Annotated in this window: 19 protein-coding genes and 1 riboswitch; of the genes, 10 read left to right on the forward strand and 9 right to left on the reverse strand. The window is 68.7% G+C overall.

The genetic code is table 11. From position 1 onward, the window contains the following. Positions 1–47: 47 nt before the first annotated feature. Both DTPSY_RS08005 and DTPSY_RS08010 read left to right on the forward strand, forming a co-directional pair. Positions 48–452 (forward strand): OsmC family protein, encoded by a 405-nt coding sequence (locus tag DTPSY_RS08005; RefSeq protein ID WP_015913154.1) that lies wholly within the window; start codon positions 48–50, stop codon positions 450–452. After that, the gene (locus DTPSY_RS08010) at positions 449–1,354 is read left to right on the forward strand and encodes a pirin family protein (protein WP_015913155.1); all 906 of its coding nucleotides are present in this window, start codon (positions 449–451) and stop codon (positions 1,352–1,354) included. The genes DTPSY_RS08005 and DTPSY_RS08010 overlap by 4 nt, the downstream gene beginning before the upstream one ends. A 57-nt stretch (positions 1,355–1,411) precedes the next feature. Here DTPSY_RS08010 and DTPSY_RS08015 read toward each other — a convergent pair whose 3' ends face one another. The 3 genes from DTPSY_RS08015 to DTPSY_RS08025 are packed head-to-tail and all read right to left on the reverse strand — an operon-like array spanning position 1,412 to position 4,863. After that, positions 1,412–2,299, reverse strand: a complete 888-nt coding sequence (locus DTPSY_RS08015) for a MinD/ParA family protein (protein WP_015913156.1) — start codon at positions 2,297–2,299, stop codon at positions 1,412–1,414. A gap of 13 nt (positions 2,300–2,312) precedes the next feature. Then, positions 2,313–3,086: a GGDEF domain-containing protein gene (locus tag DTPSY_RS08020; RefSeq protein ID WP_011805484.1), complete on the reverse strand. Its 774-nt coding sequence runs from the start codon at positions 3,084–3,086 to the stop codon at positions 2,313–2,315. Between the two features lie 34 nt (positions 3,087–3,120). Next, complete coding sequence (locus DTPSY_RS08025) at positions 3,121–4,863, reverse strand: SulP family inorganic anion transporter (RefSeq protein WP_015913157.1); 1,743 nt, start codon at positions 4,861–4,863, stop codon at positions 3,121–3,123. Between the two features lie 137 nt (positions 4,864–5,000). Between DTPSY_RS08025 and DTPSY_RS08030 the strand changes: the two genes are divergently transcribed. The 3 genes from DTPSY_RS08030 (at position 5,001) to DTPSY_RS08040 (ending at position 7,665) form a co-directional block, all read left to right on the forward strand. Further along, positions 5,001–5,453, forward strand: coding sequence for a BON domain-containing protein (locus DTPSY_RS08030; protein ID WP_011805482.1), 453 nt, complete (start codon positions 5,001–5,003; stop codon positions 5,451–5,453). Between the two features lie 33 nt (positions 5,454–5,486). Then, complete coding sequence (locus DTPSY_RS08035; protein WP_015913158.1) at positions 5,487–6,734, forward strand: PLP-dependent transferase; 1,248 nt, start codon at positions 5,487–5,489, stop codon at positions 6,732–6,734. A 94-nt stretch (positions 6,735–6,828) separates the two neighbouring features. Then, entirely contained in the window at positions 6,829–7,665 is an 837-nt protein-coding gene (locus DTPSY_RS08040; protein WP_015913159.1) for a DUF2189 domain-containing protein, read from the forward strand. 15 nt (positions 7,666–7,680) lie between these two features. Here the strand turns inward: DTPSY_RS08040 and DTPSY_RS08045 are convergent, their stop codons facing one another. Beyond that, entirely contained in the window at positions 7,681–8,328 is a 648-nt protein-coding gene (locus tag DTPSY_RS08045) for an arylesterase (RefSeq protein ID WP_011805479.1), read from the reverse strand. 24 nt (positions 8,329–8,352) lie between these two features. Here DTPSY_RS08045 and DTPSY_RS08050 point away from each other — a divergent pair, with 24 nt between their 5' ends. Then, a complete protein-coding gene (locus DTPSY_RS08050; protein WP_015913160.1) occupies positions 8,353–9,081 on the forward strand; it encodes an ABC transporter ATP-binding protein in 729 nt (242 codons plus the stop codon). A gap of 110 nt (positions 9,082–9,191) precedes the next feature. On the opposite strand, the gene sstT is transcribed toward DTPSY_RS08050, so the two are convergent. After that, positions 9,192–10,412 (reverse strand): serine/threonine transporter SstT, encoded by a 1,221-nt coding sequence (gene sstT, locus DTPSY_RS08055; protein ID WP_015913161.1) that lies wholly within the window; start codon positions 10,410–10,412, stop codon positions 9,192–9,194. A 228-nt stretch (positions 10,413–10,640) separates the two neighbouring features. On the opposite strand from sstT, the gene rlmB reads away from it, so the two are divergent. Continuing rightward, positions 10,641–11,387, forward strand: coding sequence for a 23S rRNA (guanosine(2251)-2'-O)-methyltransferase RlmB (rlmB, locus tag DTPSY_RS08060; protein WP_015913162.1), 747 nt, complete (start codon positions 10,641–10,643; stop codon positions 11,385–11,387). A gap of 20 nt (positions 11,388–11,407) precedes the next feature. Here the strand turns inward: rlmB and DTPSY_RS08065 are convergent, their stop codons facing one another. Genes DTPSY_RS08065 through DTPSY_RS08080 form a run of 4 tightly spaced genes read right to left on the reverse strand, consistent with a single transcriptional unit; the run spans position 11,408 to position 13,258 of the window. Then, positions 11,408–11,893, reverse strand: a complete 486-nt coding sequence (locus tag DTPSY_RS08065; protein ID WP_015913163.1) for a VOC family protein — start codon at positions 11,891–11,893, stop codon at positions 11,408–11,410. 34 nt (positions 11,894–11,927) lie between these two features. Then, a complete protein-coding gene (locus DTPSY_RS08070) occupies positions 11,928–12,374 on the reverse strand; it encodes an SRPBCC family protein (protein WP_015913164.1) in 447 nt (148 codons plus the stop codon). A 23-nt stretch (positions 12,375–12,397) separates the two neighbouring features. Then, positions 12,398–12,850 (reverse strand): VOC family protein, encoded by a 453-nt coding sequence (locus tag DTPSY_RS08075; protein WP_015913165.1) that lies wholly within the window; start codon positions 12,848–12,850, stop codon positions 12,398–12,400. A 54-nt stretch (positions 12,851–12,904) separates the two neighbouring features. Continuing rightward, positions 12,905–13,258 carry a DUF1428 domain-containing protein gene (locus DTPSY_RS08080; RefSeq protein ID WP_011805472.1) on the reverse strand — a complete coding sequence of 118 codons (354 nt, stop codon included), beginning with the start codon at positions 13,256–13,258 and terminating at the stop codon, positions 12,905–12,907. A gap of 88 nt (positions 13,259–13,346) precedes the next feature. On the opposite strand from DTPSY_RS08080, the gene DTPSY_RS08085 reads away from it, so the two are divergent. From DTPSY_RS08085 to ribB, 3 genes are all read left to right on the forward strand, one after another. Beyond that, positions 13,347–14,015, forward strand: coding sequence for a TetR/AcrR family transcriptional regulator (locus tag DTPSY_RS08085; protein ID WP_015913166.1), 669 nt, complete (start codon positions 13,347–13,349; stop codon positions 14,013–14,015). Beyond that, positions 14,012–14,794 (forward strand): SIR2 family NAD-dependent protein deacylase, encoded by a 783-nt coding sequence (locus DTPSY_RS08090; RefSeq protein ID WP_015913167.1) that lies wholly within the window; start codon positions 14,012–14,014, stop codon positions 14,792–14,794. The genes DTPSY_RS08085 and DTPSY_RS08090 overlap by 4 nt, the downstream gene beginning before the upstream one ends. 3 nt (positions 14,795–14,797) lie before the next feature. After that, positions 14,798–14,987, forward strand: a riboswitch (FMN riboswitch). A gap of 128 nt (positions 14,988–15,115) precedes the next feature. Further along, a complete protein-coding gene (ribB, locus tag DTPSY_RS08095; RefSeq protein ID WP_015913168.1) occupies positions 15,116–15,787 on the forward strand; it encodes a 3,4-dihydroxy-2-butanone-4-phosphate synthase in 672 nt (223 codons plus the stop codon). The last annotated feature ends 2 nt before the right edge of the window (positions 15,788–15,789 follow it).

Genomic DNA, 15,789 nt, shown 5'->3' on the forward strand with positions numbered 1-15,789 from the left:
GCCTGTCGCATTACAGTGGCACGGACAACCCTGAAGGAGAGCCGTCCATGACCATCCAGTTGCAGCGCATCGAGGGCACCCCCATGGCCCAGCGCCTCACCATCCGCAGCCACGAATGGGTGGTGGACGGCACGGCCGCCGAAGGTGGCGACGACACCGGCCCCAACCCGCACGACCTGTACGACGCCGCGCTGGGCGGCTGCAAGGCGCTCACGCTGCTGTGGTACGCGCGGCGCAAGGGCTGGGACGTGCAGGACGTGCGCACCGTGGTGGAGCGTGATGCCTCGCAGGAGCGCAGCGGTACCTATCGCCTGGCCACACGGCTGCAAGTGCAGGGCGACTTGAGCGATGCGCAGATCGCCGAGCTGCAGGCCGCGATCGGCAAATGCCCCGTGCACAAGCTCATGACCCAGGTGACCACCGAGATCACCACCGTGGTGGAGCGCGCATGAGCGCCGGCGCCATTCCTGCGCAGGGTCCTCTGCGCCTGAGCGGGCACTTCAAGGACCTGGGCGGCGGCTTCACCGTGCGCCGCCTGCTGCCGGCGCTGCAGCGCCGGTCGGTGGGGCCCTTCGTGTTCTTCGACCACTTCGGCCCCGCGACGGTGGCGCCTGCATCCGCCTACGACGTGCGGCCCCACCCGCACATCGGGCTGGCCACGGTCACCTACCTGTTCGAGGGCGCGATCCTGCACCGCGACAGTTTGGGTTCGCTGCAGCAGATCGAGCCCGGCGCCATCAACTGGATGACGGCGGGGCGGGGCATCGTGCATTCCGAGCGGCGCCCGTCCGCGCTGGCGCACAGCACTTATGTGAACCACGGCATCCAGCTCTGGGCGGCGCTGCCGCAGGCGCATGAGGAAGAACCACCGCACTTTGCCCATACCCCTGCGGACCAGATCCCGGCCTACCAGCATGGCGGCGCAGCGGTGCGGGTGCTGATCGGCGCGGCCTTCGGCTGCCAGTCGCCCGTGGCCACGTTTGCGCCCACGCTGCTGCTGGATGTGCAGCTGGAGCCGGGTTCTGCGCTGGACCTGCCCGCGCTCGCCGACGAGATGGCGCTCTACACCGTGAGCGAGGGGCTGTGGCTGGACGCCGAGGCGTTGCCCGCGCAGACGCTGGCGCTGCTGGAGCCCGGCCGCTCCACCAGCGTGCGCGCGGGTAAGGCGGGGGCGCGGTGTGTGGTGATCGGCGGCGCCGCCCTGGACGGCCCGCGCCACATCTGGTGGAACTTCGTTTCCAGCCGCAAGGAGCGCATCGTGCAAGCCGCCGATGACTGGGAGCGCGACGCCATGGGCCACATCCCGGGCGAGAGCGAACGCATTCCCCTGCCGCCGCGGAGGTTCCTGGGGTAAGTTATTGAGGGAAAAGTGGCTGTAGCGCTTGTTGGGTAAGCGCTAGCAGCTATTTTTTCAGGAGCGATTTGCGCCCGGTCCTTCGGGGGATGGCGTGAGCATCGTGGACTCCACCTTGTTCGCCAACTGGGCCACGGCCAGCGCGGCCGGGCAGCCGGGCATCTGCAGCATCAGCAACTGGCGGCGCATCACGGCGTCGCGCACCGAGGTGTCGGCGGGAATGTCCCCTACGTGGATCAGCCGCATGGGGCGGCCGGTGTCGGTGGTCACGAAGCGGTCCAGCACCTGCTGCAATTGCCCGGTGATGGCGCGTCCGTCCCCCGGACGTGCGGCCTGGTTCACCACCATGCGCACGTGCTGGCGCTTTTGCTGGGTGGCCAGCACCTTGATGGCGGCGTAGGCGTCGGTGAGCGACGTGGGCTCGGGCGTCGCGACGATGAGTACCTCGTGCGCCAGCGAGACGGAAAACAGCACCACGTCGGAGATGCCCGCGCCGGTGTCCAGCAGCACCACGTCAAAGCGGGGTGCCAGCGTGTGGATGACGTTGAGGAATTCGTTGCGCACCTCGGGCGTGAGGCGCGAGTACTCGACCATGCCGGAGCCGGCCAGCAGGACCGAAAAGCCGCCGGGCGCCTTGATCACGGCGTCTTCCAATTGGGCCTTGCCGGTAAAGACGTCGTGGAGCGTGACCTTGGGGTGCAGGTTCAGCACCACGTCCAGGTTGGCCAGGCCCAGGTCGGCGTCCAGCACCAGCACGCGGTGCCCGCGGCGGGTGAGGGCGGCCGCCAGGTTGGCGGACACGAAGGTCTTGCCCACGCCGCCCTTGCCGCTGGTGATGGCGATGATGCGTGCGTTGGCAGGTGTGGTGGAGGGCACGGAAGCAGAAGCCGGCGCAGCGGCGCCGGCCGGTGGAGTCGTCGGGTTGGGGGACAGCGCGTCGTTCATCACTACTGGGCTTTCAATAGGCGCTGCCTGTGGATGGATCCAAAGGCGGGGGCAGCTCGCCCCATCCCGACGGAGTGTATAGCGGGCCGAACAGCAGACTCTTTTCTTCCGCAGTGACCGTGCTGTCGGGTTGTTCTTCGATGCTGATGCAGTTGCGGCCGCCGAGCTTGGCCTTGTACAGCTCGGCATCGGCCCGGTCGGCCCACAGGGCGGTGGTGCTGCGGATCCATTGCAGCGCGAAGGCGCCGCCGATGCTCACGGTGACATTCAACGTGAGCGATGGCGAGATGCGCACGGGCGTGGCTTCGATCGCGCGGCGCACGCGTTCGGCGATCACCCGGCCAAAGCCGAACTGGCAGGCGGGCAGCACGATGGCGAATTCCTCGCCGCCGTAGCGGGCCACGGTGTCCATGGGCCGTACGCAGCTCTCCAGCGTACGCGCGACGGACTGCAGCACGATGTCGCCGGCCAGGTGGCCATGGCGGTCGTTGACCTGCTTGAAATGGTCGATGTCCAGCATCAGCAGCAGCGCGGCTTCGCCCGAGCGCGCGACCCGGTCGATCTCGCGCTCCAGCACCGCACGCACGTGGCGGCGGTTGGCCAGCCCGGTGAGCGGGTCCTTCAGCGAGAGTTCACACAGACCGTCAATGAGGTTCTGCAGGTACAGCAGCGGCGTCTGGCCCTGCAGGGACACTTCGGAACCCAACGACTGCGCCACCAGGGCATGGGCCGTGGCCAGACGCAGGTCGCGCAGAGAGACGGAAGCGGGGGACGCGGTGTTTGTCACAAACAGAAACAAATATCTATCGGCAGTGTAGCAGCTATAGCTTCGGTAGCGGCTGAGCTGGGCCACTTGTGTCGGACTGCGGGGCCGAGGCAGGGTTCCCGGCGTCGGGGGGAGCCAGCCTCTGCAGTGCCGCGATGGCCTCGGCGTCGGTGCGGTACAGCGCGAAGTTGGGTCCCGGCGCCAGCGCGCCTGCATTGTCCAGCGTGTGCTGTACCGGCAGCTTGATGCCCGTCACATGCAGCGTGCCGCCGTGGCTTTGCAGCAGCGCGCGCAGGCGGATGAAGGCCTCCACCCCTGTCACGTCGATGCGGTTGATGGGCAGCGCGAACAGGCACAGGTGGCGGATGGACGGGCGCTGGGCCAGCTCGTCGGTCACGCGGCGCTCCAGCGCATTGGCGGAGGCGAAGTCCAGCTCGGCATCCATGCGCAGGGCCAGCAGCTCTGGCGCCAGCGGGGGCAGCTGCCACAGGTGGCGGTCGCGCAGGCTGCCGTCGGGGTGCAGGCCCACCTCGATGATGCGCGGGTGCAGCCGCTGGTAGAAAAAGTGGCTCAGGTTCATCAGCAGGCCCACCAGCACGCCCCAATACATGCGTGGTGCTGTGGCCAGCGTGAGGCCGAAGGTAACGAGGCCGATGGCCGTCTCCACGCGCGAGACGCGCCACAGGCGGAACATGCCGGCGGGCTTGATGAGGCTGGTGACCGCCGTCACCACCACGGCGGCCAGCACCGGCTGTGGTACGTGGTACAGGGCCGGCGTGAGCCACAGCAGCGTTGCCAGCACCAGCACCAGCGCGAACAGCGTCGCCCAGCCGCTCTTGGCGCCTGCATACAGGTTGATGGCGGAGCGCGAGAACGACGCGCTGGTGGCAAAGCTGCCGCACAGGCCCGAACTGATCTTGGCCATGCCATGGGCGATCAGGTCCTGGTTCTCGTTCCAGCGGGTGCCGCCCTGGTGGTGCTCCACCTTGGCGCTGGAGGCGGTCTCCAGGAAGCTGACCAGCGTGACGACCATCACCGGCATCACCAGCGCGCCCATTTCTTCCCACGAGAGCCATCCCGGCCAGTACAGCGTCGGCAGGCCGGAGGGCAAGTGGCCGATCACGGCGCCGTCGGCATCGGCATAGCCCATGGCCCAGCTGATGAGCGCCGCCAGCGCGATCACCACGATGGCGGCCGGGAAGCTGGAGCGCCAGCGCCGCGCCAGCACCAGGCAGCCCAGGCTGCCCAGGCCGAACGCCAGCGCGCGCAGGTCGAAGTGGTGCAGCGACGGGCTGACCGCCAGGGCGCTCCAGCTGGTGCGAAGGCCCAACAGGTCGGGCAGTTGCGAGGCCAGGATCAGCAACGCCGCAGCCTGCGTGAAGCCGCTCAGCACCGGCGAGGTCACCAGGTTGAGCAGCCAGCCGAAACGCACCACGCCCAGCAGCAGCTGCAGCAGGCCCGACAGCAGGGCCATCCACACCGCCAGCGTGACCCAATGGGCGCTGCCGGGCTCGGCCAGCCCGGTGATCGACGCGCCGATGAGCAGGCTGGTGAGCGCCGTGGGCCCGACGCCCAGGCGGGTGGATGAACTCCACAGCACGGCTACCAGTGCCGGCACCAGCGATGCGTAGATCCCTGTCACCAGCGGCATGCCGGCCAGCGCGGCGTACGCCACGCCCTGCGGCACCAGCATCAGCCCGACGGTCATGCCGGCCCAGAACTCGCCCTGCAGCAGCGCGGATGTCGGGCGGGGCCAGGAGAGAAAGGGAAACCAGCGATGCAGCAAGGATGAGGACATGGGCCGATTGTCCAGGCTTGCGTCGGCACGTGCCTGAAAGCCGCTGTTGTCCTACTGCAGTTTCGGTCCTCTCCGACCGGCTCGGCAGCCAGTGCTTTCTACAGTGGACCCCGTACCCACTGGAAGGAGATATGCCCATGACAACCCCTCTTTTTCGAGCGTCGCGCTGGACCGTTTTCGCCGCTGCTGCTGCCCTGGCCGCCGGGCTGAGTGCTTGCAACAAGGCCGAGGAACCCACGGCCGGGCAGCGCCTGGATTCCGCCATCAACAAGACCGAACAGGCGGCCCAGGATGCCAAGCAAAAAATGGAATCCGCGGCGCAGGAAGCCGGGCAGGCTTCACGCAACGCCACGGCCGACGCAGCCGCCCTTATGGACGATGCCGGCATCACCACCAAGGTGAACGCGGGCCTGGCACAAGACCCGGACCTCAGCGCCATCAAGATCGACGTGGACACCCGCGCGGGCGTCGTCACGCTCAATGGCCCCGTGAAAAGCGAGCAGGCCCGTGACCGCGCCAGCCAGATCGCGCAGGCCGTACCGGGCGTGACCTCGGTGGTCAACAACCTCACCATCTCCAGCGGCGGCTGAGCCTGGGCGGGGGACAGGCTCTACCATCGGCGCATGAAGCAGCCCTCCACACCCGACCTGTCCACCCGCCTCATTCACCACGAGTACACACCGCCGCAGGGTTTCCATGCCCCGCAGCCAGCGGTGCACAAGGCGTCCACCGTCATCTTCCCCAACGTCGCCGCAATGCGCGCGCGCGAGTGGAAGGACAAGAGCAGCTACACCTACGGGCTGCACGGCACACCCACGACCTACCAGCTGGAAGAGCGCCTGGCCACGCTGGAAGGCGGGCTGCAGTGTCTGCTGGTGCCCAGCGGATTGGCCGCCATTTCCACCGTATCGCTGGCGCTGCTGCGCCAGGGTGACGAGGTGCTGATCCCGGACAACGCCTATGGTCCCAACAAGGCACTGGCCGAGGTGGAGCTGCGCCACTACGGCATCCGCCACCGTATCTATGACCCCTTGGACCCGGCGGACCTCGCATCCAAGATCACCGACGCCACGCGGCTGGTGTGGCTGGAGGCGCCGGGCTCCGTAACGTTGGAGTTCCCCGACCTGGTGGAGCAAGTGCGCATCTGCCGCGCACGCGGCGTGGCTACGGTGCTGGACAACACTTGGGGCGCGGGCCTGGCTTTCGCACCCTTCGACCTGCTGGGCCATGGTGCGGGTGCCGAGGGCGCGTTGGGCGTGGACGTATCCGTGCATGCGCTCACCAAGTACCCCAGCGGCGGCGGCGATGTGCTGATGGGCAGCATCACCACGCGCGACGAGGGCTTGCACCTGCGCATCAAGCTCACGCACATGCGGCTCGGGCTCGGGGTGGGGGCGAACGACGTGGAAGCGGTCTTGCGGGCGCTGCCCAGCATGGCGCTGCGCTACCACGCGCACGATGCGGCCGCGCGCGACCTGGCGCAGTGGATGGGCTTGCAGCCCGCGGTGGCACAGGTGCTGCACCCGGCGCTGCCCGGATCGCCGGGCCATGCGCAGTGGAAGGCGCTGTGCGGCGCAGCCAATGGTGGGCAGGGCGCTGCCGCCGGCCTGTTCAGCGTGGTCATTGACGCACGCCACAGCCAGGCGCAGGTGGATGCCTTTTGCGACGGCCTGCGCCTGTTCAAGCTGGGATACAGCTGGGGCGGGCCGATGAGCCTGGTGGTGCCCTACGACCTGCCCAGCATGCGCACGGGCGCCACCGCGCATCTGCGGCCCGGCACCGTGGTGCGCTTCTCCGTGGGACTGGAGGCCGTGGACGACCTGCGTGCCGACCTGGCCCAGGCGATGCACCAGGCCTTTGGAACTGCCTGATGCGTTGGCGGCTGGTGCGGCGATGCTGGTAGTTTCCTTGATGGTGGTCAGGCATTCAGGTGGTTAAGGTGGCAGCAACGCCACTGCCGCAGCGATGCCGACCGCCATGTCTGATTCTTCCGCGCCAGTCACCTCCGCGCCGGTGTCCGCACCGGTGACTCTCAACCCCTTGCGCTGGCCGGACCCGCTGCGTTGGCTCGTGCTGGGGGCGCGCGACATGATGGCCGCGCCCGGCGTGGCGCTGTTCTACGGTACGTGGTTCTGGGGCATGGCACTCCTGCTGGGCTGGGTGTTCCAGGCGCGGCCGGAATACACCATGTCGTTTGCCAGCGGCTGCCTGCTGGTGGGCCCCTTCCTGGCCATGGGGCTGTACGACACCAGCCGCCGGCGCGAACAGGGATTGGCACCCGATCTGGGCGAATCGCTGACCTGTTGGGACCGCCACCTGGGCAGCATGGGCATGCTGGTACTCGTACTTGTGGTGCTGGAACTGCTGTGGGGCCGCGCGTCGCTCGTGGTGTTTGCCGTGTTCTTCAACACCGGCATGCCGTCCACCACGGGGGTGGTGCAGGCGGTGTTCAACCCGGGCAACTGGCAGTTCGTCGCCGTGTACTTGCTGGTGGGCAGTGTGTTCGCGGCCCTGGTGTTCTCCAGCATGGTGGTGTCCATTCCGATGATTCTGGACCGCGACACCGATGCGCTCACGGCCGGCATTGCGAGCATGCGGGTGGTGGTGGAAAACCCCGGCGTGATGCTGCTGTGGGGCCTGCTCATCACGGCGCTGGTGGCGTTGTCGCTGTTCGCCTGGGGCGCGGGCTTGCTGGTGGTGGGGCCGGTGCTGGGGCATGCCAGTTGGCATGCCTACCGCGCGGCGGTGGCGGCGCCCACTGCGCCCCTTGCGCCCGCGCAGGCACCGCAGAGCGCCGGCTGATTCTCTGACGATGATTTACAGCAACGCGCGCAGCGCGGGCCACACGTTGTCCAGCATGCGCGGGTGCGCCTGGGCCGTGGGGTGGATGCGGTCGGGCTGGAACAGCGCCGTGGGATCGGGCCCATCGGCCACGCCCTTGAGCAGGAAGGGCACGAGCGCCGCCTTGCGCTCCTGGGCCACGTTTTCGAAGACCTCGGCGAACTGCCGGGTGTAGTTGGCGCCGTAGTTAGGCGGCACCTGCACACCCACCAGCAGCACGCGCGCGCCCGCGGCCTGGGCCTGTTCGGTCATCCACGCCAGATTGCCCTGGGTGCTGGCCAGCGGCAGGCCGCGCAAGGCGTCGTTGCCGCCGAGTTCGATCACCACATGCGTAGGCCGGTGCTGCTGGAGCAGTGCGGCCAGCCGCGCGCGGCCGCCGGCGGTGGTGTCGCCGCTCACGCTGGCGTTGACCACCGTGGCGGGGATCTTCTCCTGCGCTAGCCGCTTGTCCAGCAGCGCCACCCAGCCGGTGCCGCGCGGCAGGCCGTATTCGGCGCTGAGCGAGTCGCCCACCACCAGGATCACGGGCGCGCGGGTGGGCTTCTTGCCACCGGACTGCGCAAGGGCGGGCGCCGCGCCCCACAGGGCCAGGGCGCCCGCCACGATAAAGTCACGCCGAACCATATGCTTCACTGCCGAGAACCTTTCATGTCCGAAACCTCCGCCGCCGCGGCCCCTGCCGCCTCCAACGACCGCATGCCGCCCGAATCCATCATCGCGGTGGAGCATGTGTTCAAGTCCGTCACGGACTCCACGGGTACGCTGGAGATTTTGCGGGATATCGATTTCCGCCTGGCGCCGCGGGAGACTGCGGCCATCGTGGGCGCGTCGGGCTCGGGCAAGAGCACGCTGCTGTCCATCATCGCCGGCCTGGACACGCCCACGCGCGGCACGGTGCGCCTGGGCGGGCAGGACCTGTTCGCACTGGACGAGGACGACCGCGCCGCACTGCGCGCCCGGCAGGTGGGCTTCGTGTTCCAGAGCTTTCAGCTCATGGGTAACCTCACGGCGCTGGAGAACGTGATGCTGCCGCTCGAGTTGGCGGGCATTCGCGATGCACGCCGCCGCGCGACCGACATGCTGGAGCGCGTCGGCCTGGGCCAGCGCTTGACGCACTATCCCAAGGTGCTGTCGGGCGGCGAGCAGCAGCGCGTGGCGCTGGCACGCGCCTTCGTGGTGGAGCCCGCCGTGCTACTGGCCGACGAGCCCACGGGCAGCCTGGACTTCGCCACGGGAGAGACCATCATGGAACTGATGCTGGCCCTCAACCGCGAGCAGGGCACCACGCTGGTGCTGGTCACGCACGACCGCGGCATTGCCGCGCGCTGCGACCGGCGCATCACCATTGAGGCCGGACGGCTGGTCGATAACTCCTGAAAGAATAGCTGCCAGCGCTTGATGCTAGCTGGTTTTCAATGAATTTCATATTGAAACCCTTGCATAGCAAGCGCTGACAGCTCTCGTATCGATAGCGAGCTGGTGGTGAATCAGACCTGCGCCTTGCGCTCCTGTGCCAGGCAGGCGGCGGCGGTGAAGATCACGTCGGTGGAGGAATTCAGCGCCGTCTCGGCCGAATCCTGCAGGATGCCAATGATGAAGCCGATGGCCACCACCTGCATCGCCACGTCGTTGCCGATGCCGAACAGGCTGCACGCCAGCGGAATCAGGAGCAGCGAGCCGCCGGCCACGCCCGATGCGCCACAGGCGCACAGCGACGCAACCACGCACAGCAGCAGCGCGGTAGGCAGATCCACCTGGATGCCCAGGGTGTTGGCCGCGGCCAGCGACAGCACGCTGATGGTGATGGCCGCGCCGGCCATGTTGATGGTGGCGCCCAGCGGAATGGCGATGCTGTAGGTGTCCTCGTTCAGGCGCAGGCGCTTGGCCAGGGCCAGGTTGATCGGGATATTGGCGGCAGAGCTGCGCGTGAAGAACGCCGTCACGCCGCTCTCGCGCAGGCACATCAACACCAGAGGATAGGGGTTGCGGCGGATCGCCACGTACACGATCAGCGGGTTGACCACCAGCGCCACGAACAGCATGCAGCCCAGCAGCACGGCCAGCAGTTGGGCATAACCCCACAGCGCCTGGGCACCGGCTTCGGCGAACGTGCTGGCCACCAGGCCCAGGATGCCCAGGGGCGCCAGGCGGATCACCAACTGGATCACCTGCGTCACGGCCGCGGCGCCGTCCTGCAGCATGGCGCGCGTGCCCGCGCTGGCGTGGCGCAGCGCCAGGCCCAGCGCAATGGCCCAGGCCAGGATGCCGATGTAGTTGGCCTCCAGCAGCGCCTTGACCGGGTTTTCCACCACGCTCTTGAGCACGTTCATCAGCACCTCGGACACCGACCCCGGCCCCGCGGCGGCCTGTGCGGGCGCCTGCAGCGTGAGCGTGCTGGGAAACCACATGCTGGCCACCACACCCACGGTGGCCGCGGCCAGCGTGCCCACCGCGTACAGCACCAGCACCGGGCGGATGTGCGTCGTCTCGCCCGGTGTGTGGTTGCTGATGGCGGCCATCACCAGCACGAACACCAGCACCGGCGCCACCGCCTTCAGGGCCGAGATGAACAACGCGCCCAGAATGGACAGGTGGGGCGTGGCGGCGGGCCATACAGCCGCCAGCACAATGCCGATGACCACGGCGATGGCGATCTGGGTGACCAGGCTCGTGCGCTGCACCCAGCGCAACAGGGGAGAGAGGATCATGATCTGAACAGAAGGAGGGCCTGAGCCGCTGCGCAGGCCGCGCAGCGCGGCGCCTTGTGGCAGGCGCGGCCGCCACAGGGACGGCCATGAAGGCGGTCAGGCAAGCGGCGCCGCTTGTGGCAGCGGCCCGTTTGTCAAGGGAAGAAACGCGGATTTTAGCGGCTGTCCGGCGGTGGCCTGCGCCGCGCCACGGTGCCAGTGGGGTCGCCGGCGGGATAATCGCTACCCATGTCCTCCCCCAAAGTCCTCTTCGGCTTTCACGCCGTGGGCGTGCGCCTGAAGACCGCGCCGCAAAGCATCATCGAGATCTATTACGAGCCCACGCGCCGCGACGCGCGCATGCGCCAGTTCCTGGAGCGCGCACGCGAGGCGGGGGCGCGCCTGATCGAAGCCGACGGCCTGCGCCTGGCCAAGCTGGCCGGCAGCCATGGCCACCAGGGCGTGGCGGCGCGGGTCGAGGCCGTGGCGCAGGTGCGCACGCTGGACGAGCTGCTGGACGAGCTGGAGGCCCGTGGCGTGAAAAATCCGCTGCTGCTGGTGCTGGACGGCGTGACCGACCCGCACAACCTGGGCGCCTGCTTGCGCGTGGCCGATGGCGCGGGCGCGCATGCGGTGATCGCCCCCAAGGACCATGCGGTGGGCATCAACGCCACCGTGGCCAAGGTGGCCAGCGGCGCGGCCGAGACGGTGCCGTACTTCATGGTCACGAACCTGGCGCGCACGCTGAACGAGCTCAAGGAGCGCAACATCTGGGTCATCGGCACCAGTGGCGATGCCGACAAGACGCTGTACCAGGTGGACCTGAAAGGCCCGGTCGCCCTGGTGCTGGGCGCCGAGGGCCCGGGCATGCGCCAACTCACGCGCAAGACCTGCGACGAACTGGTGGGCATCCCCATGCAGGGCGCTGTCGAGAGCCTGAACGTGTCGGTGGCCAGCGCGGTGTGCCTCTACGAGGCGCTGCGCCAGCGCGCCTGAACGCCGAAGGCGCCCGGCCCCTAGCCGCGGTGCGCCGCCTCGATGGCGGCAATGTCGATCTTGCGCATCTGCATCATCGCGTCGAACGCGCGCTTGGCGGCGGCGCGGTCGGGGTTGGTCACCGCGCGGGTCAGGGCCACGGGCGTGATCTGCCAGGACAGGCCCCATCGGTCCTTGCACCAGCCGCAGTCGCTTTCCTGGCCGCCGTTGTTCACGATGGCATTCCAGTAGCGGTCGGTTTCTGCCTGGTCGGCGGTCGCCACCTGGAACGAGAAAGCCTCGCTGTGCTTGAAGGCCGGGCCGCCGTTGAGCCCCAGGCAGGGGATGCCCAGCACCGTGAACTCGACCATCAGCACATCGCCCTTGTGGCCTGACGGAAAGTCCCCCGGCGCGCGGTGCAGCGCGCTCACGGATGAGTCGGGAAAGGTTTTTGCGTAGAACCGCGCGGCTTCTTCGGCAGTGCCGTCGAACCACAGGCAGACGGTGTTTTTGGCGGGTTGCGTCATGGGGTGCTCCTGCTGAGTCGGGACTGCTGGGCCTTTAACCCGGGACGTCGGGCTCCACCAGCGCGGCCAGCTGGGTGAGAGATTCCTGCCAGCCCAGGTAGCACATTTCCAGCGGAATGGCCTGCGGAATGCCGGCCTGGGTGATGCTCAGCTCGGTGCCGCAGCTCACGGGCGTGAGCCGGACGGTGACCTCCAGCGTGCCGGGCAGGTTCGGGTCGTCGAACCGGTCGGTGTAGCGGATGAGCTCCCCCGGCACCAGCTCCAAGTATTCGCCGCTGAAGGCGTGCGACTGGCCCGAGCCGAAGTTGTGGAACGACATGCGGAAGGTGCCCCCCACGCGGGCGTCGAGTTCTTGCACCCTGCAGGTAAAGCCGTGGGGTGGCAGCCATTTGGCCATGGCGTCGCCCTCCAGGAAGGCGCGGTACAGCTTGTGCGGCGTGGTGCGCAGCACCCGGTGCAAACGAACGGTGCGGTCGGACATAGGGCCTCCTTGGGTGTGGGGCATCAGGCCTGTGCCGTCACGTTGACCATCCACGGCGTGCCGAAGCGGTCGCGCGCCATGCCGAAGCCGGGTGACCAGAAGGTCGCGGCAAATGGCATGACGGTCTCGCCGCTGGCGCTGAGCGCATCGAACAGGCGGCGCCCCTCGGCCGCGTCGGCGGCCTGGATCGACACCCACAGACCCTGCGGCAGTTGGTAGCCGCCACCACAGGCATTCGGGTCCTGCCCAGGAATGGCTGGCATGGCGTCCGATCCCATCAACGACTGGTCCTTGATCTGCAGCTGCACATGCATGATGCGGCTCTTGGCTGCCTCGGGCAGCGGGGGCATGTTTTCGGAGGGAGGTATCTCCCCAAAGGTGCTCTGGTGGACGATGGTGCCGCCGAACAGCTTGGCGTAGAAGGCAAAGGCCTCGGCACAGTTGCCGTCGAAGTTGAGGTAGGGCGTGAACTGCATGGTGTCTCCTTGGGGTGGTTTGAGTGGAGTAGAAGGGGAAGAGGTGCGCGCCGTTTACGCGTGTACCAGCACGCGAAACCCGCCATAAATCACACGCTGGCCATCGAAAGGCATGTCCTTGGGGCAGAGCGGGTCGTCCATGACGGCCTGCATGCCGGCATCGCGCACCGCGCGCGAGGGCCACACGACCCAGGAAAAGACCACGGTCTCGTCGTCCTTGCGCTGCACGGCCAGGGGCATGGAGGTGAGCTTGCCCTCGGGCACGTCGTCGCCCCAGCATTCCACGATCTCCAGGGCGCCGTGCTTCTTGAAGATCTGCGCGGCCTCGCTGGCGTGCTGGCGAAATGTCTCCTTGTTGGCAGTGGGGACGGCAAGCACGAAGCCGTCGATGTAGCTGTCGGGTTCCATGGCGCAACTCCTTTGTGGACAATGTACACTTGCAGTGTATTCGGGCTGCGTCGATAAATGTGGACGGTGTATCTGTAAAAACTCGTAAATGCCGAATGAAGACCTGAGCCCCGCGCGTGCCACGTACCGCCATGGGGATTTGAAGCGCGCGCTGCTGGACGCCGGTGTGGCGCTGGCGCGCGAAGGCGGCCCTGCCGCGGTAGTGCTGCGCGAAGCCACGCGCCGTGCCGGTGTCGTGCCCAATGCGGCGTACCGGCATTTTCAGAACCACCAGGCGCTGCTGGAAGCCGTGCGCGCGGTGGCGCTGTCGGAACTGGCGCGCGCGATCGAGGCCGAGATCCATGCCACGCGCCGGCTGCGCGATCCGCGCCCGCGTGCACGCGCCGCGTTCCGCGGCGTGGGCTTGGGCTATCTGCGCTTTGCGCGGCACGAGCCGGGCCTGTTCTGCACCGCTTTCGTGGCGCGGCCCTTTGATGTGGACGAGCGCGCGCCGGACGATGGTGCGGCGCGCGGGGCCAGCGGCATGGATCCGTTCGAACTGCTGGGGCACACACTCGACGGCATGGTGCAGGCCGGTCTGCTGCCACCCGCACGCCGCCCGGGCGCCGAGTTCATGGCCTGGTCCGCCGTGCATGGCATGGCGATGCTGATGCTGGACGGGCCCTTGCGCGGCCTGGACGAGGCCGGCTGCCAGGCGCTGGCCGAGCGACTGGTCGCCATGGTCGAGCAGGGCCTGCTGGCCGAGGCCGCGGCATGACGGACGATGCCGGAACGTCCGGCCCCTGCACCCCGCTGGACGAGGTGCGGGCGTGGGTGCGCGATGCGCGCCGCATCGCGGTGCTGACAGGCGCAGGCATCAGCGCCGAGTCGGGCGTCCCCACGTTCCGGGATGCGCAGACGGGCTATTGGGCGCAGTTCAACCCCATGGAGATGGCCAGCGAGACCGGCTTCAGGGCCCAGCCCGCGCGGGTGTGGGACTGGTACGCCCACCGCCGCGGCTTGCTCGCGGGCGTGCAGCCCAACGCGGGCCACCGGGCGCTGGCGGCGTTTGCGCAGCACGGGCGCGGGCGGCTGACGCTCATCACCCAGAACGTGGACGGCCTGCACCAGCGCGCCGGCAGCCCGGATGTGCTGTGCCTGCATGGTGACCTGACGGCCGACCGCTGGCTCGACCGTCCGCGTGCCTGCTGCGATCTGGCCGACGCTGCGCCCGGCCACCCGCCGCGCTGTCCCACCTGCGGCAACCTGGTACGCCCTGGCGTGGTCTGGTTCGGCGAGGCCTTGCCGCTGCCGGTGCTGGCCGCGGCGCAGCAGGCGGCGCAGTCCTGCGAGCTGATGTTGGTGGTGGGCACCGCGGGCGCCGTGTACCCGGCCGCAGGGCTAGCGCACCAGGCGCGCCATGCCGGTGCGCGCGTGGTGGTGGTCAACACCGCGGCCAGCGAGCTGGACGGTATCGCCCACGCCGTGCTGCGCGGCCCGGCGGCGCGGCTGTTGCCGTTGCTGCTGGACGGGCCGCCGATGGTTGAGGCGCCATAATCGGCAGGTCTTCAGGGCGGGGTGGAATTCCCCACCGGCGGTAGGCGGCGCATGGAGGTTTTCTTGCACCGCGAGCCCGCGAGCGCCCCGGTTGCCATCAGTGCAACCGGGGGTCAGCAGACCCGGTGCGGGGCGGCGCAGGCCACTCCCAGTCCGGGGCCGACGGTCATAGTCCGGATGAAAGAAGACGTGCCGCGACCGGGGCCCAGCGCCCTGGGCGCGGCCGTGTGCTTCGCGCGTGCCGGGCCCCGGGCCCATGGCGCGCGTGGGTGCTTCTTGCATGCCTTGAGGCGTTTCTTCATTTCAACCGAGGAGCGTTTCATGTCTTTTCCCGCCACTTTCTTGTCCGCCCCTGGCGATCTCCCACAGGAGGTCACGCTCGCGCCCATGCCAGCGGTGATCGCTGCGATCGCGGCCGGCCGCCCTGTACTGGTGCTCGATGACGCCGACCGCGAAAACGAGGCCGATCTGGTCTGCGCTGCCGCCAACATGACCGAGGCCACCATGGCACTCATGATCCGTGAGGGCAGCGGCATCGTTTGCCTGTGCCTGACGCCCGCGCATGCCAAGGCGCTGGGGTTGCGGCCCATGGTGGAGGTGAACCGCTCGGCGTTCTCCACCGCGTTCACCCAGTCCATCGAAGCCGCGCATGGCGTGAGTACCGGCGTGTCGGCGGCCGACCGTCTGCAGACCGTGCGGTGCGCCCTGCGCATTCCGGCGCCGGGGTGCGTGCCCGAGGTCGTAAGCCCGGGCCACGTGTTCCCACTGGTGGCACGCGCGGGCGGGGTGCTGGAGCGTGACGGCCATACCGAGTCGGCCGTGGACCTGGCCGTGCTGGCCGGCCTGCCGCCTGCGGGCGTGCTGTGCGAGCTCATGAACCCCGACGGCAGCATGGCGCGCGGCGCACAGGTGGCCCGCTTTGCCCGTGCGCATGGCTTGCTGTGCACCACGGTGCGGGCGCTGGCCGACTACCGTCGCGCGCGCCAGCCCTGACA

Source organism: [Acidovorax] ebreus TPSY (assembly GCF_000022305.1).
GTDB lineage: Bacteria > Pseudomonadota > Gammaproteobacteria > Burkholderiales > Burkholderiaceae_C > Diaphorobacter > Diaphorobacter nitroreducens.